This window comes from Ferrimonas sp. YIN67 (assembly GCF_057219095.1).
The window spans coordinates 457,706-480,083 of record NZ_JBXVVJ010000001.1 but is presented as its reverse complement, the minus strand read 5'-3'; the positions used below and the strand labels follow the sequence as shown (position 1 = coordinate 480,083).

Annotated in this window: 18 protein-coding genes and 1 riboswitch; of the genes, 9 read left to right on the top strand and 9 right to left on the bottom strand. The window is 57.5% G+C overall.

Features of this window, described 5'->3' with window-relative positions:
- Positions 1-84: 84 nt before the first annotated feature.
- Positions 85-1,536 (bottom strand): sulfatase family protein, encoded by a 1,452-nt coding sequence (locus AC2D8U_RS01775; RefSeq protein WP_484617318.1) that lies wholly within the window; start codon positions 1,534-1,536, stop codon positions 85-87.
- A gap of 62 nt (positions 1,537-1,598) precedes the next feature.
- On the opposite strand from AC2D8U_RS01775, the gene AC2D8U_RS01770 reads away from it, so the two are divergent.
- Positions 1,599-1,754, top strand: a complete 156-nt coding sequence (locus AC2D8U_RS01770; RefSeq protein ID WP_484617317.1) for a hypothetical protein — start codon at positions 1,599-1,601, stop codon at positions 1,752-1,754.
- A gap of 83 nt (positions 1,755-1,837) precedes the next feature.
- Here the strand turns inward: AC2D8U_RS01770 and AC2D8U_RS01765 are convergent, their stop codons facing one another.
- Together AC2D8U_RS01765 and AC2D8U_RS01760 are read right to left on the bottom strand one after the other, a co-directional pair.
- Positions 1,838-3,319 carry a sulfatase family protein gene (locus AC2D8U_RS01765; protein ID WP_484617316.1) on the bottom strand — a complete coding sequence of 494 codons (1,482 nt, stop codon included), beginning with the start codon at positions 3,317-3,319 and terminating at the stop codon, positions 1,838-1,840.
- Between the two features lie 651 nt (positions 3,320-3,970).
- Complete coding sequence (locus AC2D8U_RS01760) at positions 3,971-7,414, bottom strand: hypothetical protein (RefSeq protein WP_484617315.1); 3,444 nt, start codon at positions 7,412-7,414, stop codon at positions 3,971-3,973.
- Positions 7,415-7,983: 569 nt separating this feature from the next.
- Between AC2D8U_RS01760 and AC2D8U_RS01755 the strand changes: the two genes are divergently transcribed.
- Both AC2D8U_RS01755 and AC2D8U_RS01750 read left to right on the top strand, forming a co-directional pair.
- Positions 7,984-9,174 (top strand): Ref family recombination enhancement nuclease, encoded by a 1,191-nt coding sequence (locus tag AC2D8U_RS01755; protein WP_484617314.1) that lies wholly within the window; start codon positions 7,984-7,986, stop codon positions 9,172-9,174.
- 202 nt (positions 9,175-9,376) lie between these two features.
- A riboswitch (purine riboswitch) is annotated at positions 9,377-9,476 on the top strand.
- 80 nt (positions 9,477-9,556) lie between these two features.
- Positions 9,557-10,567, top strand: coding sequence for an adenosine deaminase (locus tag AC2D8U_RS01750; RefSeq protein ID WP_484617313.1), 1,011 nt, complete (start codon positions 9,557-9,559; stop codon positions 10,565-10,567).
- A gap of 277 nt (positions 10,568-10,844) precedes the next feature.
- Here the strand turns inward: AC2D8U_RS01750 and AC2D8U_RS01745 are convergent, their stop codons facing one another.
- Entirely contained in the window at positions 10,845-11,468 is a 624-nt protein-coding gene (locus tag AC2D8U_RS01745) for a LysE family translocator (protein WP_484617312.1), read from the bottom strand.
- A 107-nt stretch (positions 11,469-11,575) separates the two neighbouring features.
- Between AC2D8U_RS01745 and AC2D8U_RS01740 the strand changes: the two genes are divergently transcribed.
- Positions 11,576-12,025, top strand: coding sequence for an Lrp/AsnC family transcriptional regulator (locus tag AC2D8U_RS01740; protein WP_484617311.1), 450 nt, complete (start codon positions 11,576-11,578; stop codon positions 12,023-12,025).
- Between the two features lie 23 nt (positions 12,026-12,048).
- Here the strand turns inward: AC2D8U_RS01740 and AC2D8U_RS01735 are convergent, their stop codons facing one another.
- The 3 genes from AC2D8U_RS01735 to AC2D8U_RS01725 all read right to left on the bottom strand — a co-directional run bounded on the left by AC2D8U_RS01735 (position 12,049) and on the right by AC2D8U_RS01725 (position 14,553).
- Positions 12,049-12,408, bottom strand: coding sequence for a nuclear transport factor 2 family protein (locus tag AC2D8U_RS01735; RefSeq protein WP_484617310.1), 360 nt, complete (start codon positions 12,406-12,408; stop codon positions 12,049-12,051).
- A gap of 123 nt (positions 12,409-12,531) precedes the next feature.
- Positions 12,532-13,446 carry a DMT family transporter gene (locus tag AC2D8U_RS01730; RefSeq protein WP_484617309.1) on the bottom strand — a complete coding sequence of 305 codons (915 nt, stop codon included), beginning with the start codon at positions 13,444-13,446 and terminating at the stop codon, positions 12,532-12,534.
- 132 nt (positions 13,447-13,578) lie between these two features.
- Positions 13,579-14,553: a nucleoside recognition domain-containing protein gene (locus tag AC2D8U_RS01725; protein ID WP_484617308.1), complete on the bottom strand. Its 975-nt coding sequence runs from the start codon at positions 14,551-14,553 to the stop codon at positions 13,579-13,581.
- A 197-nt stretch (positions 14,554-14,750) separates the two neighbouring features.
- On the opposite strand from AC2D8U_RS01725, the gene AC2D8U_RS01720 reads away from it, so the two are divergent.
- The 3 genes from AC2D8U_RS01720 (at position 14,751) to AC2D8U_RS01710 (ending at position 16,653) form a co-directional block, all read left to right on the top strand.
- Positions 14,751-15,224, top strand: coding sequence for an Lrp/AsnC family transcriptional regulator (locus AC2D8U_RS01720; RefSeq protein WP_484617307.1), 474 nt, complete (start codon positions 14,751-14,753; stop codon positions 15,222-15,224).
- Positions 15,221-15,883, top strand: coding sequence for an HAD family hydrolase (locus tag AC2D8U_RS01715; RefSeq protein WP_484617306.1), 663 nt, complete (start codon positions 15,221-15,223; stop codon positions 15,881-15,883). Before AC2D8U_RS01720 ends, AC2D8U_RS01715 begins: the two co-directional genes overlap by 4 nt.
- Before the next feature lie 275 nt (positions 15,884-16,158).
- Positions 16,159-16,653 (top strand): hypothetical protein, encoded by a 495-nt coding sequence (locus AC2D8U_RS01710; protein ID WP_484617305.1) that lies wholly within the window; start codon positions 16,159-16,161, stop codon positions 16,651-16,653.
- 308 nt (positions 16,654-16,961) lie between these two features.
- Here the strand turns inward: AC2D8U_RS01710 and AC2D8U_RS01705 are convergent, their stop codons facing one another.
- On the bottom strand, positions 16,962-17,792 hold the full coding sequence (locus tag AC2D8U_RS01705) for an SDR family NAD(P)-dependent oxidoreductase (RefSeq protein WP_484617304.1): 831 nt from the start codon (positions 17,790-17,792) through the stop codon (positions 16,962-16,964).
- 337 nt (positions 17,793-18,129) lie between these two features.
- Positions 18,130-18,966: a Crp/Fnr family transcriptional regulator gene (locus AC2D8U_RS01700; RefSeq protein ID WP_484617303.1), complete on the bottom strand. Its 837-nt coding sequence runs from the start codon at positions 18,964-18,966 to the stop codon at positions 18,130-18,132.
- A gap of 435 nt (positions 18,967-19,401) precedes the next feature.
- Between AC2D8U_RS01700 and AC2D8U_RS01695 the strand changes: the two genes are divergently transcribed.
- Both AC2D8U_RS01695 and AC2D8U_RS01690 read left to right on the top strand, forming a co-directional pair.
- Positions 19,402-20,349, top strand: coding sequence for a DmsE family decaheme c-type cytochrome (locus tag AC2D8U_RS01695; protein ID WP_484617302.1), 948 nt, complete (start codon positions 19,402-19,404; stop codon positions 20,347-20,349).
- A gap of 8 nt (positions 20,350-20,357) precedes the next feature.
- Positions 20,358-22,376, top strand: coding sequence for an MtrB/PioB family decaheme-associated outer membrane protein (locus AC2D8U_RS01690; protein WP_484617301.1), 2,019 nt, complete (start codon positions 20,358-20,360; stop codon positions 22,374-22,376).
- Positions 22,377-22,378: the final 2 nt, after the last annotated feature.

Below are 22,378 nucleotides of genomic sequence, written 5' to 3'. Positions count from 1 at the left end.
CGAATGGCTGCCTCGGGAAAAAGCAAAAGCGGGTAGAGCGACATCAGGCTACACCCGCTTTTTAGGAGAGTGAGACGTCGGTGTTTACTGAACGCCCATCTCGGTATTGAACTTCATCACATTGATCCGGTGGCCCTTGTCGTAGTTGAAGTTGCGATTGGTGGGTTTGTCGCTGAGCTTATTGATCGGCAAGGTCGCCTCCCAGGCATCGAACTTATCTTTCATCTGCTGGGTTTTCTCCGGCATCTTGTAGGCCAGATCGTGCCACTCGCCCGGATCTTCGGCGATGTTAAACAAACGAATGGTTTGTGGGCCGTGATCGTCATTCCAGGTCAGCTTCCAGTCGCCGTCGCGAATGGCGTAGTCCTCATCCCGACGCCAGTAGAGGGTCTCGTGGGGTTTCTCAGTGGCGGGCTTGGCGCCCAGCACATAGGGCATGAGATCTTTTCCATCAAGCTTTAGCGGGCCTGTGCCCCCTTCTGCACCGCCGAGGATGGCATTGATGGTGGCCATGATATCCAGATTCACCACCGGGTGCTCATAGACGCCACCGGCCGGCAAGGTTGCCGGCCAATGCATCAAAAACGGCACACGAATGCCGCCCTCGTAGGTATCACCCTTGAAACCGTTGTAGATCCCGGGGCTGGACATGGTGTGCTGGCCGCGCTGATGGTTGGCTTGACCCGCCGGAGAGCCATTGTCACTCATAAAGAAGATCAGCGTGTTGTCGTAGAGATCGTGCTTCTTCAGCGCCTCCATCACTTCACCGATCCCATCGTCCATGGCCAGCGCCATCGCGGCAAACAGCTTTCGGGTGTCGCTGGCGTCCAGATCTTGTACCCGGTCGATGTAGGGCTGAGGCGCGGTCCAGGGATGGTGCACGGCAAAGTGGGCGAGGTGGATGAAGAAAGGCTTGTCGGCGTTGCGATCGATAAAGGCCACGGCCTCGTCGGTGAACAGCTCCGTCAGGAAACCGTTCTTCTCCTGGATCGGCGGCTCGGGAATGTCGTTGCGATAGATGGGGGAGAGCCAGGGCTTGCCACCGGGTTTGGCATCGGACTTGTAATAGTCGTGGGAACCGGCACGAAAGCCGTAGAAAAAATCGGCCCCCCGTTCATTGGGCGAACCGGTTGGCGTTCCCATGTGCCATTTGCCGATCACCGCGGTTTTATAGCCAAACCCCTTCATCATCTCCATCATCATGGGCTGATCATGGGGGATCAAACTCTGATCAAAATTACCGTAAACCCCCATTTTCTGTTGGTACACCCCAGTCAGCAGCCCGGCACGGGAAGGGCCACACACAGACGCAGAGACATAGGCCTGGGGAAAATGAATGCCCCCCGCGGCCAGCTTGTCGATATTTGGGGTTTTGATGTCCTCGACGCCGTGATAGCCGACATCGCCCATCCCCTGATCATCCGAATAGATCACGATGATGTTGGGTTGCTGTGTCTCTGCTAAGACTGGCGGGGCGAGGCCGACCGCCAGTGCACTGGCGATAAGAGAAGGGCCTAAGATGCGGATTGTTTTCATTATTGTCCAAACCTAGAGCGCGGGATTTTGATTCTACGTGTTGGATTAGGGGAGGAGAACCGTTGGAAATTAAAGTTGTGAAAGTAAAGGTTTTGTTTGTGTCGGCGGCGATGAGCCAGGATTCAAGCACAGTCTCTTTCCCAATGCCTTGCATCGAAGGCGCAGGGGGTGAAATCGACGGTGAAAAGAGGGGAGGCGGATCTGGTAGCAAGGAATGAATCCATGGGCTCTGGGTTCGTGCCTGTTGGCTACCGCAGGACGCCGCCCTCATTGAGAGATCGACGGCGTCCGGGGCAAGTGTCTACTGCTGAGACATCTCGTTATTGAACTTCATCACATTGACCCGGTGGCCCTTGTGGTAGTCATAGTTGCGGTTGGTGCGCTTTTTGGTGTGTTCATTGACGGGAAGCTCAGCTTCCCAGGCATCGAACTTGTCTTTCATCTGCTGGGTTTTCTCCGGCATCTTGAAGGCCAGATCGTTCCACTCGCCCGGATCTTCGGCGATGTTGAACAGGCGTATGGTCTGTGGGCCGGATTGATCGTTCCAGGTCATCTTCCAGTCGCCGTCGCGCATGGCGTAATCCATATCCCGACGCCAGTAGAGGGTCTCATGGGGCTTGGCCTCGGCCGGTTTTTCCCCCAACAAATACGGCATCAAATTGACCCCATCAAAGGGAACCGGACCGGCACCGCCCTCTTTGCCACCCAGGATGGCGTTAATGGTGGCCATAATGTCCAGATTGATCACCGGATGCTCATAGACTGCCCCCGCCGGTAACCCATCGGGCCAGTGCATCACGAAGGGCACCCGGATCCCGCCCTCATAGGTATCACCCTTAAAGCCGTTATAGATCCCAGGACTGGACATGGTGGTCTCGCCACGCTGTTTGGTGCGTGGCTGGGCGAAACCCTGGCCCCGTGGAGAGCCATTGTCACTCATAAAGAAGATCAGGGTGTTGTCGTAGAGATCGTGCTTCTTCAGCGTCTCCATCACCTCTCCGATCCCGTCATCCATGGCCAGCGCCATGCCGGCAAACAGTTTACGCTCGTCACCCGCATCCAGGTGCTGTACCCGATCGACGTAAGACTGGGGCACCGTCCAGGGGTGATGCACGGCAAAGTGGGCCAGGTGCAGGAAGAAAGGCTTGTCGGCATTGCGCTCGATAAAGCCAACCGCTTCCTCGGTAAACAGCTCGGTCAGGTAGCCATTCTTCTCCTGAATGGGCGGCTCGGCCACCTCGTTGCGATAGATGGGGGACAACCAGGGCTTACCGCCTTCTTCGGCATCGGACTTGTAGTAGTCGTGGGAGCCACCGATAAAGCCGTAGAAGAAGTCGGCGCCACGCTCATTGGGCGTGCCGGTCAGGCGGGTCATATGCCATTTCCCCACCACACCGGTCTGGTAACCAAACTCCTTCATCATGGCCGTCATCATCGGCTGTTCATGGGGGATCTGGGTGGTTTTGAAGTTGCCATACACCCCGAAGCGCTGCTGGTACACCCCGGTGAGCAGGCCCGCACGGGAGGGGCCACAGACCGACGCAGACACGTAGGCCTGGGGAAAGTGAACGCCGCCGGCGGCCAGCTTGTCGATATTCGGGGTTTTGATGTCATCGACGCCGTGATAGCCGACGTCACCCATACCCTGATCATCCGAGTAGATGACGATGATATTGGGCTGTGATGGTTCGGTGGCAATGGCGGGGCTGGCGAGGCCGAGGGCCACCGCGCCGGCAATAAGAGAGTTCTGGGAAGGGGTCATGGTTACCGTTATTGTTTTCATTGTGTTTGTCGTAACCTGAGTGTACCCACAGCGGCCAAGGCAACAAGTGGAGGCGCTTGACGACATTAGAAAATTTGGCCAATGCAGCCCTTTTATTATTCCTGTGATCTGCCCCCTTGGACTGGTGGGTCAAGGGGCTTCTTTAGAGGGGGGCCCCCTTTCTTATGCTTTGGATCGCAAGACGGCTTCCCCACTGCCATCCAGTTAAAAGCGTCGCTGTTAGCTCGCCTTATTCCCTCTGAGTTCCATTATTTGATGCTCTGCCTCAGGCAAAGGGAGATGTTTATGTGGCCTTCGTGGTGGCTGACTGGATGTTCAGCCTGCTTTCATGGATCTTTTTAACCAGGGCAGCTTTAACACCCCTTTTGCCTGGCTGATGGCACTGATGAGTCTGGGGCTGATGGTGACAACGAGCCTGATGCTCGTCGAAAACGGGGCGCGCGTACTGCGGCGGCGAACGTCAAAGGACTAAGGGGGGGAACGGGTGGTGCCGGGGGCACCTAATGGGGCCGAGTACAGGGTGAAACTGGCGGAGCCCAGGTTCAAAGCCGATAGCCATCCCCCAACGGTTCACCAGATGAATGATACCCAGAAAGGAAAACGCCGCCACTCGGAATGAGTGGCGGCGTTTCAATGGATCATGGCTGAGATTTAACGCTTGGCCGTTTGCTCACCTTGGCGGGCATGCTGCGACGGCAGGCAATTGGTCGGGCTGTCTTCGACACACTCGGCGGCGTGGAACAGGCGCTCCTTGTCCAGCCGTACGTTATCGACAAAGACGCTGGCTTCACCCTGACTCTTGGCATTGGTGCGCTGCATCTGCAGGGTCAGCACCATCTTGTGGTAACCCGGACGTTTACGCAGGGTTGCGACCCGCTCCCCTTCATGGCCCGGCAGGATATCGCCGATGTCCCGGCGCTCCACCATGCGATTGCCTTCGGCGTCATAGAAGTCGGCCTTCACCTCAAACTTAAAGTCCTCCCCCTCGGTGCTGGCATCGAAACGCACCAGGTAGCGGGTACCCAGAGGATCCACCGACACATCGATCTCCCGGCTAGCGCTCTGCCAGCCAGTGTCACCGGCACTGCGGTTAAAGCGCAGTACCTTGTCACCGGCGGTGGCCCGTTGTGGCTTTGTCACCACTTGTGGCCCTTTCAACTGCCAGTGTTGCCCGCCCTGGGCAAAGTCGCCATTGGCCAGGCCGGAGTCCGCACCACGACGCATCACCGCGAGGCTCTCAAAGGCAAACTGGCCCTGCTCGGAGACGTACTCCAGGTGCAGGTAGTTGGCGCCAGCCGGCTTGTGGCTCTTCAGCACCAGTGCGTCCTGCACATTGTCAGCGGTCAGCGCCTGGCTTTCGGTGGCCTCACCCACGAGTGTCTCCAGGGTGCCATCGACTGACCAACGGGTGCGCAGCACGCCCCTGGCATCGCCATCGGCTTTGAGCATGCGGCCCTGGGCGCGCACCACGAAGCGGGTGTCGTCCAAGTCCATCGCCAGTGCCAGAGGCTGACTGATCAGGCTGTCGCCGGACAGTTGCACGGCCTTGCTACCCACGCCATCGATCACCTTGGCGTCGCCCTGAACCTGCCAGGCCTCCAGGCCCCGCTCGAACTGCGGGTTGGTGAAGCGCATCGGCTTGCCGTCCAGCTGGGCCACCAGATCTTCCAGCTCGATCCAATCCCCTTCCGGATCGATCACCTCATACTCGGCATGGGATCGCGGCAGAGTGAAAGGCGCCATCTGGAAACCGTACTCGGTGCGCGAACCGTCGGCGTCGATGCCGATCACCCGGCGGGGCGTCATATTGGAGTAGAGCAACTGGCCATCTTGCTCCTTGACGTAGGGCCGGTAGAAGTCGCCACGCAGCTTGGCGATGGTGCCCGGCATGATCGCTTCCACCAGACCAATGCCGCCATACCAGAAGTCGGCGATGCCGACGCCATTCATCACGAAGTTCGGCAAGTCCATGGACCAGCGGGTCAACATCTGGATCTCATCGCCACCGGCGGCGTTGTTCATCTCCTGGCGCAGGCCGTCGCGATAGGCCATGTAGCCACCCACCATGGGAGCGCTGTGGCCGTGCTGGCCCAGGCCCAAGACGGCGGGGAAATGGATGATGTTGTGGGGGTGATCCGACGGACCTTCGTTGTAATAACCACAGGGCCGCTCCCGGGTGGCCTTCTCACCGGGACAACCTGGGTGGTTACCGGCGGAGAAGGCGGCGAAGTAGGGGAAGCCATCCTCATCCGTGGTGGCCATGGTAATGCCGTAGTAGTTGGTGTTTTGATCGATCCAGCCATCGCCGTCGAAGTGGTGGTTGAGGATCAGGGTGGCGCCATTGACGATAAAGGCGGCGTGGGAGGCGAGGATCACCGGCTCACCCACCAGCCAGTTGTCCACCTTGAAGCTGTCGCGATCATAGCTGTAGGTGTGATAGTCGGTGGACACGGTGGGATCCTGCGCGGCGCCGATATCGCCGAAGATCCAGGTCTCGTTGGACATTCGGTTGTTGATGTCCACCGGGCCGTGATCATCGTTGGTCCAGGTGATGCGCTGCTCGGCCCGGATGGTGTCGGAGGAGCGTTTCACCAGCTGGCGCAGATACTCTTTGTAGATCTGCAGGTTTGCATTATCCGGGTACATTTCCGCCGCCTTGTAGGCCGCCGGAAGGTATTTCATGCTGACGTAGACTTGAGGCTGAGAATTGGGATAGCCGTGTCGGTGCATGCCCAATGAGGGATCACCATCGCGGTTGTAGACCCGGACAAAGTGGCCATCGACGGTTCGCTCGCCACCGTGACCGTCCGGGTTCAGGCCTGCGTGGGTCTGAATGAGCAGCTCGACGATCTTCTCGATGTCCGGATCCGGCGCGACCTGATCGATCGCCATCAGCAAAAACAGCGCCCAGCCGACGTTATCGGCGATAGGCCACTGGATCGGCCCCGCATCCTTGGCGCCAATGCCGCGATTGAGCAAACCCGCTTTGCCGGTCAGGGTGCTGGTGCCGTCCATGCCACCGTGCACCACCAGGCTCTTGATGGCGGTCAGGTAGCTGTCCAGCTCATTGCGCATCCAGTCTTCATAGCTCAGGCGTTTGTCGCTGGCGTCATACAGCAAACGGCTTTGCTCGCCCGCCAGCAGCATGCGGCCATCGGCGGTGGCGGCGATGCTCTGCGCACCGTTGAGCTGCGCAAAAGATCTCAGTTCAACGGCTTTACCACTGCGCAAATTTGCCAACTCGACGCGCAGCAGTTGATCGCCTTTGAGGGCAAACAGTCCGCCTTCTCCCTGGGCGCCAAACACTCGGCCCATGCTCAAACCGGTTAAGCCCGGCTGTTCGGCAACCAACGTCAGCTTATCGTTATCCACGCGATACAGGCCCTGCTCGGTGCTGGCGTACACATTGCGCGCGACCATATCCACGGCCACGCCATTGATGGGTGCGTCGCTTTGGATCAGGGTTCGGTTGCCCTTGGCCTCGCCGAGCGCGACGGTATTGCGCTTTGCGGGGTAACGGTAGAGTCCCGCATCGCTGCCGACAAACAGCTCCCCCTTGAAGTAGCTTATGCCAAAGCGGCCGCCGTCTTGCTTGGACAGGGTGACACGGTCCATCAGATCCAGGCTCTGGGTGTTGGTGTTAAAGGCCAGGATGGCGTCCTTGTCCTGCCCCTCACCGGTGCCACACAGGGCCAGGTAGAGGAAACGGCCGGAGGAGGAGAACGCCATGCCACACAGGGCGTTTTCCTCGGCCAGGTTGAGCCCGGGGACTGCGGCTTTGATGGCATCGCGATCCAGACTGTACTTGAGTTTTTGCTGAATATTGCGGATCTCAATCCGCTCACCCTGGGCGTCGGCCACCGCGTATTTACCGGCGATCTGAGCCGCCGCAACCCAATCGGCTTGCTGTCCGTCGAAGGCCCAGTCCGCCAGATGAAGCGTATCCTGTATTCGCTCGATGTTCTTCAAGGCCGTGCTGCTGGGAACTTCTGGCTGGCTGCCGCAGCCGGCGATCAGGGAAGCGGAGCCGACGGCCAGCGCCAGTGTGATCGCCCGACTCAGGCGATGGGAAGGGAAACGCAAATGTTGTGTCATAACTGCTTTTCTTATTGGTTGTTCGTCCATTGAGCCGGGCGTTCGAGGGACCTCTCCTGTCTCCGCAAGCGCTCAAAGCTCTTAAAAATGAGTTCCTTGGCTATCACTGCCAATAAAATGAACATCATCATTCACTTATATCATGGCGAACGGCTGCTCAATCTTTGGCTACGAAAGGGTACGTAAAGAAGTGCGAGGCTTGACCCAGGGGGTCATACCGCCTTAACGGTAAGTCAACCCATTCGGGGTTGGAGACACTGGCGTGAAAGGCGATCCGAATGGCTGATGCTTCCAGTGCCTGCAGTGCTTAATGACGATTGCCTTCAGTGACCGAGCCCCAGTGTGGTTGTGCGGACGCTATCCAAAGATGCTGACCATTTGAGGCTCAAGATCTGAGCTAAATGGCGATTTCTGAATGAAAAAAAGCCAGATGGCTGGCTTTTTGACCTTCCTCGTCGACGGGTAATTTACCTGTATATATATACATGGTAGCGTCTCCACCCCGCATCCTTGGATGCCGGTTTCAATCGCTTATGTTCATACCGATTTAGGGATCCCGTCGCTGTTTTATGGCCAAGCTCACCCTCGAAGAAAAACGTGCCCGCGCCTTGCAAAAGGCTCAGGAAGCCAAGGAGCGTGCCATCGCTCGTCAACGTGCAAAAATGACCGATCCCGAACACATTGCCGCTCAAAGGGAAAAGCAGTTACAGGCGCGGGAGCGGGCACAGCTTAAGGCCCAGGCACGGCGTGATACCCGCAGCGAAGGGGGGGCGCCGTCACCACAAGGCGGCGAGGGTTTTCGGGGGCAAGCGTCTCTGGTCAGCAAGACTCCCCTGACCAACAAGAGGCCGTTAACGAATAACAAGGGATTGGCTAACAAGAAACCCTTGGTAAGCGGCGGCACGCTGACGCAAAGTGCCCCACTGCAACGCCGGGCGGAGCCGGTGCGACAGCGTAAGCCTTTGGTCAATAAACAACCTTTGGCCAACGGGAAGGGGTTGGCCAATCAGAGCCCTTTGTCGAGCAAGGGATCGCTCAGCCAAAGTGCTTCACTCAGTCAGGGTGCCCCGCTGCAACGCAGGGCGGAGCCGGTGCGGCAGCGCAAGCCTCTGGTTAACAAGAAGCCGATGGAGAGTCGCAGTCGTCTCACCGGATCTGGGGTGGCGCAGCACAGCACGTTGAAGCAAAACGCACCATTGCAGCGAAAAGGCGAAGGGTTGAAAAACAGCAAGCCGCTGCAAAATCGTGCAGGCATCAAGCCCAAGGCCAACCGAGGCCCGGGGATGACCGGCCGCATGGCTACCGCTGCGGAGCGCCGCGCGATGGATGCCATCGGCCAGCTGCCCTGCCTGTGCTGCGCCATTCATGGCCGCTACAGCCCGGTGATCTCCCTGCATCACCTCGACGGCCGCACCAAACCGGACGCCCATTTCAAGGTGTTGCCCCTGTGCGCGTACCATCATGATCTGCCGGTGGATGCCGATACGCTGGCGCGTTATCCGGATCTGGTGCCTTATCATGCCAAGGGCAGCCTGGGTGGTGCCCGAAGTTGGACAAAGCTCAATGCCGAGCCCCAGCAGTTGCTGTCACTGGCGTATCACGTCGCCAGGCTCCCTCCGGACATGGTACTGCCGTTTGAGTTGGCTCCGCTGGAGCCAGAGTTGATGGTGCGATACGAGCGCCTGCCGATCCCCATGGACGGTATGGCCCACCCAGATCCGCAGGAGAGGGTATACCGACAAGTGGACTACGCAGAGTAAATGCCCTGTTGCAGTGACAAGGGGATCGGAGATCCCATCTCGTCTGCGCCCATCAAAGTCGTGGTTCTCTCTCTGTACTGGCCGGCACCGCCGCGATGATCCGATTATTGGCGGACGTGACGGCCAGGTGTTGCTCGGGCAACGCCCTGGCTTGCGGGCCGCAACAAAAGATGGGAAGATTGGCGCGATTTGGTGTGGGGCGAATGCCCGGGCCAAAGCACTTCGTATAACCCCGATAATAGGGTTCGGGGGTCTCTACCAGGATCCGATAAATCCTGATTACGAAGAGTGAAGTTATCTATGGCTTTTCTCTTTGTATGTTTGATCCTTCTCCTGCAAGCAGAAGAGCTTTTTGTCTGATTTTTTAGATCGAGAGCCCATTATGAGATCCTTTATCCACGGTTTACCCAAAGTCGAACTGCACCTGCATATCGAAGGCTCGCTGGAGCCTGAGCTGATGTTCGAATTAGCCCAACGCAATCAGGTCTCTATCCCCTTCGACAGTCCGCAAGCCGTGCGTGATGCTTACCAGTTCAACAACCTGCAATCTTTCCTCGATATCTATTATCAGGGGGCGAATGTGCTTATCCACGAGCAGGACTTTTTTGATCTGACCTGGGCCTATCTGCTGCGCTGTGCCGACGATAACGTCATGCACACAGAGATCTTCTTCGATCCCCAGACCCACACCGCCCGGGGGATCGCCTTCGAGACCGTGGTAAATGGCATCGATCGGGCCCTCAAACAGGCCGAGTCTCAGCTGCAGATCAGCAGTCGGCTGATCATGTGTATCCTGCGTCACCTTGATGAAGACTCAGCGCTTGAGACGTTGAAACAGGCGTTGCCTCACCAAGATAAGATCATCGGCATCGGCCTGGACTCAACCGAGATCGGCCATCCTGCGCAGAAGTTTGAGCGGGTCTTTCGTCAGGCCCGGCAGCACGGTTTTCTCACCGTCGCTCACGCCGGAGAAGAGGGACCGGCGCAAAATATCGTCGATGCATTGACGCTACTGGGCGTGAGCCGGGTCGACCATGGCGTGCGTTGTGTCGAGGATCCTGTGTTGATGCAGCAACTTCGTGAGCAGCGTATCCCGCTGACCGTTTGCCCCCTGTCCAACACCAAACTCAAGGTGTTTGACCATATGGGTCAACACAATGTGGTCGCGTTACTGCGTCGGGGTTTGTGTGTCACCCTCAACTCCGACGATCCCGCCTACTTTGGTGGCTATATGAAGGATAACTTTATCGCGGTGGCCGAGGCCCATCCGATGAGCTGTGATGAGATCGCTCAATTTACCTTCAACGCCATCGAAGCCAGCTTTATTGCCGAGGATGATAAAGCCCGATTGCGCCAGATCACCGAAAGCTACCTGCAACAGTACCGTCACTAATGGCAATAACACGCCTCGATACCTTCTGCTCAGCTAGCGTCAAACGCGGTCGTTGCGAACAGCCATCAAGGATAGAGAGATTTCTCGTATTGCCCATTTGAGTGTTTCCGTTATGGGCGAAGCCTGCTCTGGCACCATCACAGGCTCAGCCTTACGTTAGGGGGTGTCGACGGCGTTCGAAGCAAAGCCATCACCGGCACCCGAGTGCCGGTGATCCGCATAAGAATCGGCACAGCAGAGCCGAAGGCTTAATTTACGGTTAGCCAGTGGTGCACACTCACAGCTTGCCCGACAGCGGAGCGAGTATGGGCAGCAGCATGGGGATCATCGACGCCACCAGCAGCAGCGCCATCGACAGGTTAAAGGTTCGAAGCCGGGTTTCACTGCCGAGCAGCTTCTGCATCTGCTGGCCCAGCACCGTCCATAGGCTCGCCGACGGCAGATTCGCCACAGCAAACACCAGCGACACCCAGAGGATCGCGCCGAACTCGCGACCCGGGGCATACAGGCTGATGCTGGTCAGCGCCATGGTCCAGCCCTTGGGATTGACCCACTGAAACATCACCGCCTGGAGGAAACTCATCGGCTTAGCTCGGCCTTTCCCATTGGCTTTGGGGGCGGCCGAGGTGGCGATCTGATAGGCCAGGTACAGCAGGTAGAGCACACTGGCCGTGGTGAGCAGCAGATAGCTCAGTGGAAAACGCTCAAACAACTGCATCACGCCAATGCCCACCAAGATCACCATCAGCGAAAAGCCAAAGATCACCCCCAGCATATGGGGCAGCGTCCGGACAACGCCCCAGTTGGCCCCGGAGGTCAGCAACAGCATGTTGTTGGGCCCCGGCGTGATGGCCGACACCAGGGCAAACAGCGACAGGGCCAGCAGGATCTCCAGTGGCATCCCTACCTCTCCATGAAGTTGTAAATTGTGATTAATAGCTTAAGCCGCTTCCCAAGGTGAATGGTTGCATTTATTGTCTAGTGACAAGTGTCCACGTGCAATAAACCATGAAAAAAGACAGCCATAACGACAGAATATTGCAAGCACTCAAGGTGAACGGTCGGATCAGCAACGCCGAGCTGGCGGACAGCGTGGGACTCTCTCCCTCCGCCTGCCTGCGTCGGGTACAGGAGCTGGAGCGCCAAGGGGTGATCAAAGGCTACCGGGCGGTGTTGGATAACCAGCAGCTGGGCGTGGGCTTTGTCGCCTACGTGACCATCTCGTTGTCCAAACATACCAAGCAAGCGCAAAAGGGCTTTGAGCAAGCCATTACCCAATCCACGGAGGTGCTGGAGTGTCACAATGTCACCGGCGCATACGAGTACCTGTTGCGGGTCGAAACCCGAGATCTGAAAAGCTATAAGCATTTTCACAGCGAAGTGCTGGGTATGCTGCCTCAGGTGTCCACCATCAGTACCCATGTGGTGATGGAGTCGCCCAAAGATGAGCGGGCATAAACGTCAGACACTCCCTGAGTGAGTTAGAAGGCCCCCTTCCATTGCTCGGTATCGACAAACCAGCGCTCTTCCTCGATCTTATCGCCACGGAATGTGAACAGGACGGAGAGTTGCGATTCGGCCACCTTGTCACTGCGCCATTCGACGATGGAGACCACTTCATTGTTTCCTTCCAGGTGACGCAGTCCGGTGATCTCGAAACCCGGCGGCAGCAGCGTTGCCAGGCCGTCGAGGGCGGCGCGAAAGGCCGAACGCCCCAACAGCCGATCCGTCTGTCCCGGCATGATAAATCGCATATCTTCCACGTAATCCGCCACCAGGGCATCGAACTCTCCAGCCCCGACCGCTTCCCAGCCCCGCTGGACGATCTTTGCTAATGCCATCGCGTGTGACTCCTCTGGTCCGGACCGGCAGGGGATCCTGTCGATCACCGCGCTCAAAGAGTAAGGCTAGCAGTTGATCACCGCACTTTGGATGACTGCGGTAGGGCAGGGCGGTGATCGAGACTAACTGCGCTGCTGCTGCAGCAGAACCGTCGCCAACGCCGACAGGGCGATCCCCGGCAGCACGGCCAGGGGGATGCGGATCCCCAAAAACAGCCACACCATGGCTGCCACCAACGCCGGATTCAGATAGATGTACGCCATCACTTTCTTCGGACCGATCACTAGCGTGGTCTTTTGAAACAGGTAGGAGGTGACAAGCGTTGCCAGTCCCGCCAGGTAGGCCATATCCAGCCAGTCGCCGATGGCCAACTGGTCCCACTGCAGCGGTTGGCCCGCCATGAATAGTGCCGCGCTCATCCACAGTGCGCCGGTGAGCAGGGTGCAGAAGCTCAGCACCAGCACAGAGTCGTTGCGGTACAGCGTCTTCATCGCGATGGAGTAGCAGCACATGGACAGGGCGGCGAGCATATACAGGCGGTCGCCGGGATTGAACTCGAAGGCCAGCAGGGCATTGAGATCGCCGCCGAACACCACCCAGACGGTGCCTAACGCGCCGATCAGATAGATCAGCCATTGACGCTTGGGCATCGCCTGGCCGAAGGCCGCGAAGGCCAAAAGGCCCGTGACGAAGGGCACCAGGGTGTACAGGGTGCCGGTGTTGAGGGTGGTGGTGGATTTGAGCGCTTCAAAGAAGCCGATGAAATACAGGGCGTAGAACAGGCTGATCAACGCTGCCCGGGGCAGGGTAGTGACGATGGCCCGCCGGTAGCCCGGTTTGGCCAAGACCCAGGGGGCCAGGCACAGGGCCGCCAGGACGAAACGCAGCAGGGTGAGTGAGATGGGGTTGATGGTGTCGGCCAGGCGGGCGGAGACCAGGAAGGAGCCCGCCACCAGCAGTGTGGCGGTAAAGGCCCCCAGATGCGCCTTCAATGTTTCTTTTGTGCCGACAACTGTACCGGCCTGTTGTTCGCTCACCTTGATCTCCTGTTGATCCATGCATGCCCATTGTCGAAACAGCGCGACAATGACGGGGCGCACTATACAACCTCAAGTTGGGGTGAGCTCAAGCATTTTTTACTCAGCCGGCCATGGGTCCGGTGAGCGCCGTTATGCCCCGACCGGCTGGTACAAATAACGCTGGCGGGTGGGCTCTCTGAGCGCCCGTACCACCAGGGAGACCAGGAACACCAGGGTGATGGAGAACGCCATGCGTCCCCAGAACACCATGTTGAAGTCGGCGCCAATGAGCAGCAGCAACAGGGTGTCCTCGATCATGCTGTGCATCAGGTTAAGCAACATGACGGTGATGAAGAGATCGTAGCCGGAGACTTCGCCCTTTCGAGCCTCATTGATCAACAAGCCGCCGCCGATGGACACCCCAAGAGTGATGCCGATGATGGCCAGGTTGGCTGCGGCCTGGCCGACGCCCAGCAGCCTAAATACCGGGCGCAGCATAAAGGCCATAACTCGTTCGATGCCGAGCGCCTTAAGCAGCTTGAGGGTGGCCATCAGCACGGTGATCAACACGACGATCATCGCCAGATTCTGCAGCTGAGTCATGGCCCAGCCGAGCAGGCTGCCATCCCCGCTGGCGTCTGGCTGCCACGCCATTTGCACCATCTCCTGGCCACTGCCGGACCAGCGGTAGTACTGGAACTGCAGCCAGGCAAACAGCAGGCCGCCGCCAATGCGCACCAACAGGGTCACCCACAACGGGCTGCCCGCTTTGCGGGCGATGGCACCCTCCACAGGCAGGCCGTGAGCCAGCAACATCAGGCTGGCCAGCACGGTGATCTGGGATACCGACAGCGCCACCGACTGATCCATCAGCACCAGCAAACCGCCGTAGATATTGGTCACCAGAGTCGTGGCCCAGACGATCCCCATCTCCTTGGGCAAACCTATGCCATTCATCAGGGGGGCCAGCCACTGGCCGAGCAGCTCGATACCGCCAAGTTCCTCAATGATCTTGACCAAGATGATCATCGGGATCATCACCTTAAACAGGGTCCAGACCACAGAGGTGACTTCACCGAAGAACTGCTTTACCGAGTGTCCACACTGCCGTGCCACGCTTGCCATTGTTACCTACTTGCATAAAAAGGCCCGGTAGTGCTTTGAGCAAGTCACTGCCGGACAAAAATGGTTGAAAAGAGGACGCATAGGATACGCAGACGGTGATTAATTAAATTTTGTATTTTGCCAAACAATGGTCGCAAAGTTTCTCATTTGGTAAGCTTCATGACATTGAGTTGGGTAAATTGATGCTGGAGAGAAATGTGGAGTTAGACCGTCTGGATCGGCGAATTTTGGCGTTGTTGCAGCGCAACAATCGGATCCCCAATGTGGAACTGGCCGCCGAAGTGGGCCTGTCGCCGCCGGCCTGCCTCAAGCGGGTCAAACGCCTGCGCGAAGGCGGGGTGATCATCGCCGATGTTGCCCGCATCGATCCTGAGCTGGCGGGCAACAATATGACGCTGATCGTCTCCATCGAGATGGAGCGGGATCGGGACGATATCTACCGCCTGTTCCGTCAGTCCATCATGAAGGCCCCACAGGTTACCCAGTGTTACCAGATCTCCGGCAGCTACGACTTTATGATCATCGTCTGTGTCAAGGATATTCAGACCTACGAGGACTTCGTGGAAAACACCCTGCGCACCGACTTTAATATCCGCAAGTTCCACACCTCGGTGTCGTTGCGTACGGTCAAGTTTGAAACCGCCATCGATCTCAGTCAGGAGGCGCCATGAGCCTGCGTGCCGTTTTGTTCGACATGGACGGGCTGATCTTTAACACCGAAGCCCATTTTGAGCAGGCCTGGCAACACGCGGCAAGGCTGCAGGGACGAAGCCTGGATCTGGCCCTGTACCGCTCCACCATCGGAATGAAGCGGGCCCACTTCGAGCCTCGCATCCTCGAGCAGCTCGGCCCGGGATTGGATGTCGAGCGCTACCGCAGGGAGCGCGACACCCATTTTCATGAGCTTCGCCAGCAGGGACTTGAGTTTCAGCCGGGATTCGAAGCCCTGTTCGACACCTTGGAGCAGCGCGGGATCAAGCGGGCCCTCGTCACCTCCTCCCACTGGCCGGATGTGGAGCACAACTTCGCCGGCAGTGGCTACCTGCACCGATTCGATACCCATGTCTGCGGCGACTCGGTGCAAAACGGTAAGCCTGCGCCGGACTGCTATCTGCTCGGCTGTGAGCAGCTGGCCGTCACCCCCGGGCAGACACTGGCGCTGGAGGACTCCAACAACGGCATGCGCGCCGCCATTGGCGCAGGCTGCCGGGCGGTGATGGTGCCGGACAGGCAGACACCGGCGGACGACGTACGACGCCAGGCCCTGGCGATCAGTCCCTCACTGGGCGACGTTCTGACGCTGCTGCCCGAATGGATCGGCTCGCGTTAAGGCGGGCCACTTACCCTGGGATCTCAGGCTTCTCAGGCTTTTCAGGCTCGACTCGATTGCCCCTTCTTTGACTGAATTCCATTACCGGTAGCGTTTTTGCGTACGCGGAGTGCCCTTGTGTTTATATCGTGTACGACAGAGCGTTACCGGCACAGCATCAGGGGGGATCCTATCCGGATTGAAAATTGCCACCCACATCGTCTATTCGAATGATGAAGCCGGATCCGGGGTTTGCCAGTCTACAGGCTCAACCCTGAGGAGAGCTCGCCATGTGCATGAGCAGACAGACCAAAACTCACATTAAAAAAGACGTCGCACTCAATGTATTTCTCAATGTATTACTGAATGCCGGGATCAGTTGGATGCTGCTTAAGGGCGGTGATGCCTTGATCTGGGGCGGTGATAAAGGTTTTGCCGGTGATCTGCTCGCCACCGCCTTTTTGATGCCTTTTATCGTGACCCTGATCATGATCGCCGTGCAGCGAAAAAAGGTACGCGCGGGCAAGCGGGATGCGGTTGCGCTGAACACCGGCGCACCCTTGATGTCATTGCTGGCACGTTTCCCCCAATCCCTGTTCAAAAATGGCCTGCTGTTCGGCGGTGCCGGCCTGTTGATCCTGGCGCCTATCACCCTGTTGGGATTATGGATTGTGGGCGTAGAGACCTTCAGCCCCGGCAGCTATTCCCTGTTCAAGGGCCTGTGGGCCGGCGTCATTGCCGGGATCCTGGTTCCCATGATGATTTTGGTCGGACTCAGGCAGGGTCATTAATGGCGAAGGTTATCGAATGCCAGAGAGGGCGGAAGTAAGTGCATTGCCCCATTCCTTTCCTCCTGGCGTTCTTCCGGACACGGCCTGCGCTGATCACGGCAATGCGTTCCGGCAGTGATTGGACTTCGCCTGAGGTCTGACTGTTTCCTCGGCGCCCCATGCGAAGAATCTGACGATTCCCCTAGGGGCTACCCACTCCGTAAGCTGCCGGTAGACGAAGAGGGGAGCAGGGCGCCCCCAATCCCGCGATCCACAGTAACCTTTCTTGGCGCAGTGACACAGTGTGCCAAGAAGGGCAGGCGTTTCACTTATGACTGATTCGCTGGCTGTTTTCGGTTGTTCATGGAGCGCATGATCAGTTTGTGCAACAGCACAGGCATCCAGCGCTTAAGCAGATCCAACAGGACGGAGTCTTTACCGACGCGAACCCGGAAGGATTTTTTGTTGACCGCAGACAGGATCCGGCTGGCGGCCTTATCCACGGGCATGGCGATCTTCTCGACCGTGGCCAGCGTTTTCTTTGCCTTGGCCGCATCGTCGGCGCGGTCCAGAGTGTTGCGGATCATATTGGTGGCAATGGCCCCCGGATGCACGCTGGTCACGCCGATGTTGAATTTCGACAGTTCGGCGCCGAGGCTTTCGGTTAGCGCACGGACGGCCGCCTTGGTGGCGCAGTAGGACGCTTGATTGGGCAGGCCCAAGAAACCGGCCATGGAAGACAGGTTGACGATGTGGGCTTCGTCTGCGGCCTTGAGATGGGGCAGGAAGTACTTACAACCGTGGATCACCCCCCACAGGTTGACGCGCAGGACCAGCTCCCAGTCATCCAGGCTGTGGTTTTCAAAGCTGCGCTGCAGCGTGATCCCGGCATTGTTAAACAACAGGTTCACCTTACCGTGGGCGTCCATTACTTCGTCCACGAAGGACTGGTATGCCTCGGCATTACCTACGTTGACCAGGTGCATGGAGGCCTTGATCCCGAACTCCTGCACCTGACGCTGAGTCTCCGCCACGCTTTTTTCGCTGATGTCAGCCAGTGCCAGGTTGCACCCCTGACGCGCCAATTGCAGAGCCAATTCACGGCCAATGCCCCCTCCGGCGCCGGTGATCACCGCCACTTTCTGGTTAAACTCTTTCATCGAATTACTCCATTTATCCTTGATTGCTCAAAACCTTGAGCTGGCCATAATTGAGCCCTGGATCTCACTCCAAGTGTCGACTCGGATCTCACTGAGGCAGGCATTCCCAGTTGAACCGTGAACCATCGCAGGCTCTTCGGGTACTGTGAGAACTGTCCCTCTAGCTGCCGAGGGTGTCCATGCTCCAACCTGGAATCATGTCGGTAACCTGGTTAATCGCCTTACCCAGCCACTATAGGAGCCACCCCGGTAGGATACTTTGATCTACACCTCGAAAACCTCGGCCATTTGGACCATGGTTGTAGAAATATGCTTGTTTTTCAGGTGCTTGTGGTTTCTAGTGAGTGATGGAACCCCTCGGGTTGGCACATGTTGACTCGATAATGTGACTTGCTGGGCAGTGTAAGGCGGGTCTCTGGCAGTCTGGCTTAGATTGCTTGCAAAGGGGTTTGGCTCTGATCGCGTCATAGTGGCACCGAGCACTGGGATCCAACTGGGCCTTCAGTCCCTTGTAATCGCGGATCTTTAACGAACCGTAATCATTGTCTAACAGGCCTTGGCCAGACAGTTCAGCGATAACCTTGCCGCAGTACTGGCGCGTGACGCCGCTGATGGAGCACAGATCTTCGATGGTGAGTCGGATCTGCTGTTCACCGCGACGCAACTTGGCGGAAAAGATCATGAGCAGAGTCAGGAGGATATGCTCTTTTTTGCTGATGACGATGCGCAGGAGGGAGAAGTCTTCCCTCATGCGCTCGTAGCGGTGGCGGTGTTCAAAGACAAAGCGGAGTAAGGCTGGATCTTTGGCACAGTTGCTCAAGAGGAGTTGCTGGGGGATGAGGGTTAACTGGGCTGTTTCCAGGCTTCGGTAGTACAGGTTGGCGTTAACCGGTTCGGAGAAATCGCTGCCGAAAAGGAAATGGCCGGAGTACAGCAGACTGGTGCCAACTTCTGTGCCCTCGTGAAACGCAACGGTACGTAACAGGGTTCCCGAATCGAGCCAGGCAAGGCCGAAGCTGAGCTGAAGGGATTGGGATCGTTTTGTCAGTTGAAGAGAGCTACTGCCCTCCTGCAGTCTGGATAAGGTGTCTGGATGAACGCCCCCCTCGCAGAGTTTCTGTTGCCACTTGGGGCGGGAAGAGAGGGGGCAGGGTTCTTTACAGGAAATCGGCAAAAGCAACTCCATGGGATCGGTAAGGGTGAGCGGGTTGGAGGATGCTGAGCGCCAGCCAATAGGCCAGATTGCGTTGACATAAGTTCTGTCGCCGGAACCGCAGGAGCTGATCTTCGCGAATATCAGGCTTGATTGGTTTATTCAATGGGGACTGGGGGAGATAACTAACTCTAATGCCCTGTATTTGAGCGTTTTTTTACCTACTGCACAATGGCCGGCGCCACCACCGACAACCTCATTTTGTGATGCCATCGCTGAATCTTGTATCTGTCCGTTAACAATGCAACCTCAGTGACATTCCGAAATTTTTTCATCAGTAAAACTCCGTGCCACGGCTTAGGCCCAAACCGTCTCTAAACCGACAGATCAGTTCACTCGTGGCCTGTGGGTGGATCGGGGACACCTTTTCCACGTTTCTTATGCAGTAGAGAACCTATGAAACGCGCCAAACACCTATTTGCCCTCTGCGTTATGGCTGGATTGCTGATCTTGCCAAGCCACGCGGTGCTGGCCCAGGAGGCTGAAGCCGAGCTCTTGGCGAAATTCGAGCAAGGTCAGTACTCGCGCAAAGGGGCCGATGGCTGTCTTATGTGTCACGGTCGGAATGAACAACTTACCGAGCTGTTCGCCACCCCCCACGGCAGTATCCAAAGCAGCCAGTCGCCGATGGCCAAGATGCAGTGTGAAACCTGCCACGGGCCACAGGGTAAACATCGAGGCGGTAATGAACCGATGATCGCCTTCGGTGAAAAGGCCAACGTCAGTGGGCAGTTGCAGAACTCCGTTTGTCTGAGTTGTCATGAGGACGGTGGCCGTGGCGATTGGCATGGCAGTCGCCATGACGGCGCCGATCTGGCCTGCGCCGATTGTCATACCATCCACGCCAAGACGGATCCCGTTCTGAGTCCGGCTGGAGAGGTGGACACCTGTACGGGTTGCCATCGCCGTCAGAGGGCCGATATGGCTAAACGTTCCAGCCATCCGTTGGCCGGTAGCAATAGTTTTGCCGCCCTGGGTTCGAGCATGAGTTGTACGAGTTGTCACAGTGCGCACGGCAGTATGACGGAGTCCGGTTTAACCCAGGTAACACTCAACGATACCTGCTTTGAATGCCATGCGGAGAAGCGTGGACCGGCTCTGTGGGAGCATGCGCCGGTTACCGATAATTGCGCCAGCTGTCACAGCGTCCATGGCAGCGTCAATGAAGCCCTGCTTACCCGTCGTCCCCCGCAATTGTGTCAAAGCTGTCATGCCAGTGATGGCCATGCCAGTCGAGTGTATGACGGCGTCGGCACCGCGTTTGTGGGTGGGCAAAGCTGTCTCAACTGTCACAGTCAGGTGCATGGGTCTAACCACCCCGCTGGCAGCCGACTGGATAAATAGGAGAGATCATGATGAAACTGAAACTCTCACCGACTGCCGTTGCCATTCTGGCCGTTATCGCAAGCCCGGCATACGCCTCTTTTAGTCTGTCCGATGCGAATACCGACCGGCTCGATACCAGTGGTTGGGACTGTAAACGTTGTGATAGTCCACAACGGGCTGGCCATGTGAGTGTCGCCATGGGGAGCGTTAAAGCCGATGATTACCATGCCGCGGATCGGCTTGGCAGTCGTGACGGCTTCGCCGCAGGCGTCGATGCCAATGCCAGGGCTTTGCTGGGCAGTACCCGGCTGCAACTGCAGGCCGATCAGCTGGGTATGGATAACGGTTATGGTGCTGTTCGGATCGATCGCGGATCACTGCGTTTGGATGCGGACTACGGTCAGCTGCGTTATCACGAGGCGATCGCACAAACCGATTTCGGGTTTGATGGCCGAAATATGGTGAATGTCGATGAGCCACTGACGGTTTCCCTTGCACAGCAGCGTGAGCGGGCAGGGGTTGGACTGGCGTTGCAGGATACGGTCCATGAGCTGAACTGGCGCACTTATGCCCGTTATGACCATGAAACCAAAACCGGCTTGCGTCGGGACTCGGTCACAGGTATTGGCGTGAACTTGAAAGTTCCGGTCAACATTGGTGCCCCGGTGGACCACACCACCGAGCGTTTTCAGGCGGGGGCTGAGCTTGGTGGGCAGCGGTGGCTGACACAAGTGAGCTACCAGGGTTCATTGTTTGAGAACCGCTATGACGGTTTGTACAACGGTGAGCGAGGCGCGGTTAAGGCACTGGCACCGGACAATGAGGCGCACCAGTTGAACCTGTCCGGGCAATATCGCATCGGCAAAACTCGGCTCAGTGCTCGCGTTAATCAAGGTTGGCTGTACCAGAATGACACCAGCTTCGTCGAGCTCGGAGGGGTTCCCAATGGGATCACCAAGGCTAACGCTGAGGTTCGGACTCGTAATGCCAATCTGCGTCTGATCAGCGACCTGGCCGGGGTGCGGTTGGCGGCTCGCTATGATTACAGTGATCGGGATAACCGCACTCAGGTCCTGGCTTATGAGCAGTCTTATACCCTAGATAGTTTTAATGGTCGTCTGCGTGAAAATGCTCCCCTGGACGTCACTCGTCACCGCTATAGCCTGGATGCCAATACCCGTCTCAATCAAGGCATTCGCCTTGAAGCTGGCTATCGTGGCGAGCAGACCGAGCGAAGTTATGCGACTCGGGAAACGACCCGTGACAACAGTGTCTTTGCCCGTACCCGGATCACGGCAGTGGATAACCTGGATGTGGCCCTCAAGGCCAGCTATGGCCAGCGCGATGGATCCCGTTTCCAGGCCAGTGAAGCCACCTCTTCGGAGGATAACGCACTGTTGCGTAAGTACTACTTGGCAGATCGGGACCGGACCGAGCTGACCTTGGAGCTGGGTTACGCCCCGCTGCCTGGACTCAGCCTGGATGCCGATATCCGTTATGCCCAGGATGACTACCGCAACTCCGCCATCGGCTTGCTGGAAGCCGATAACCTCAGCTACGACCTCAGTGCTGCCTGGCAGCTCCATGAGGCGATCCATCTACAGATGTTTGGTGGACAGCAATGGATCGACAGCACTCAGTCGGGCTCCCAGAGCTTCTCGGCTCCAGATTGGCGCTACGGCGTAGCGGATCGCTTTGATTATCTTGGCGCGGGTGTGATCTGGCAGGGGCTGATGGCCGATCGATTGCAACTGGGTCTGGACTATCAGTACAGCGAAAGTGAGTCGGTTACCAATATCGAGGCACAGCAACCAACGGGAACCTATGGCGATTATTTCCACTGGTCCCACAGTGTGCGGAGCTACGCCGCTTATCAGCTTAATCCGCGCAATGCCCTGCGGTTGGATTATCGCTACGAGCGCTACTACGACACCAACTATGCCGAAGTTACTGACAGCAGCATTTCCGGGCTAATTACCCTGGGTAGCCAGGGACATAACTACAACGCCCATCAGTTGATGCTGACTTACTCCCATATATTTTGATC

Excerpts from the sequence above, each read along its gene's own strand:
- AC2D8U_RS01710 (WP_484617305.1), top strand. The coding sequence starts at position 16,159 with ATGAGCAGACAGACCAAAACTCACATTAAAAAAGACGTCGCACTCAAT.
- AC2D8U_RS01750 (WP_484617313.1), top strand. The coding sequence starts at position 9,557 with ATGAGATCCTTTATCCACGGTTTACCCAAAGTCGAACTGCACCTGCAT.
- AC2D8U_RS01735 (WP_484617310.1), bottom strand. The coding sequence starts at position 12,408 with ATGGCATTAGCAAAGATCGTCCAGCGGGGCTGGGAAGCGGTCGGGGCT.
- AC2D8U_RS01715 (WP_484617306.1), top strand. The coding sequence starts at position 15,221 with ATGAGCCTGCGTGCCGTTTTGTTCGACATGGACGGGCTGATCTTTAAC.
- AC2D8U_RS01725 (WP_484617308.1), bottom strand. The coding sequence starts at position 14,553 with ATGGCAAGCGTGGCACGGCAGTGTGGACACTCGGTAAAGCAGTTCTTC.
- AC2D8U_RS01765 (WP_484617316.1), bottom strand. The coding sequence starts at position 3,319 with ATGAAAACAATAACGGTAACCATGACCCCTTCCCAGAACTCTCTTATT.
- AC2D8U_RS01705 (WP_484617304.1), bottom strand. The coding sequence starts at position 17,792 with ATGAAAGAGTTTAACCAGAAAGTGGCGGTGATCACCGGCGCCGGAGGG.
- AC2D8U_RS01690 (WP_484617301.1), top strand. The coding sequence starts at position 20,358 with ATGATGAAACTGAAACTCTCACCGACTGCCGTTGCCATTCTGGCCGTT.
- AC2D8U_RS01755 (WP_484617314.1), top strand. The coding sequence starts at position 7,984 with ATGGCCAAGCTCACCCTCGAAGAAAAACGTGCCCGCGCCTTGCAAAAG.
- AC2D8U_RS01695 (WP_484617302.1), top strand. The coding sequence starts at position 19,402 with ATGAAACGCGCCAAACACCTATTTGCCCTCTGCGTTATGGCTGGATTG.
- AC2D8U_RS01745 (WP_484617312.1), bottom strand. The coding sequence starts at position 11,468 with ATGCCACTGGAGATCCTGCTGGCCCTGTCGCTGTTTGCCCTGGTGTCG.
- AC2D8U_RS01775 (WP_484617318.1), bottom strand. The coding sequence starts at position 1,536 with ATGAAAACAATCCGCATCTTAGGCCCTTCTCTTATCGCCAGTGCACTG.
- AC2D8U_RS01740 (WP_484617311.1), top strand. The coding sequence starts at position 11,576 with ATGAAAAAAGACAGCCATAACGACAGAATATTGCAAGCACTCAAGGTG.
- AC2D8U_RS01760 (WP_484617315.1), bottom strand. The coding sequence starts at position 7,414 with ATGACACAACATTTGCGTTTCCCTTCCCATCGCCTGAGTCGGGCGATC.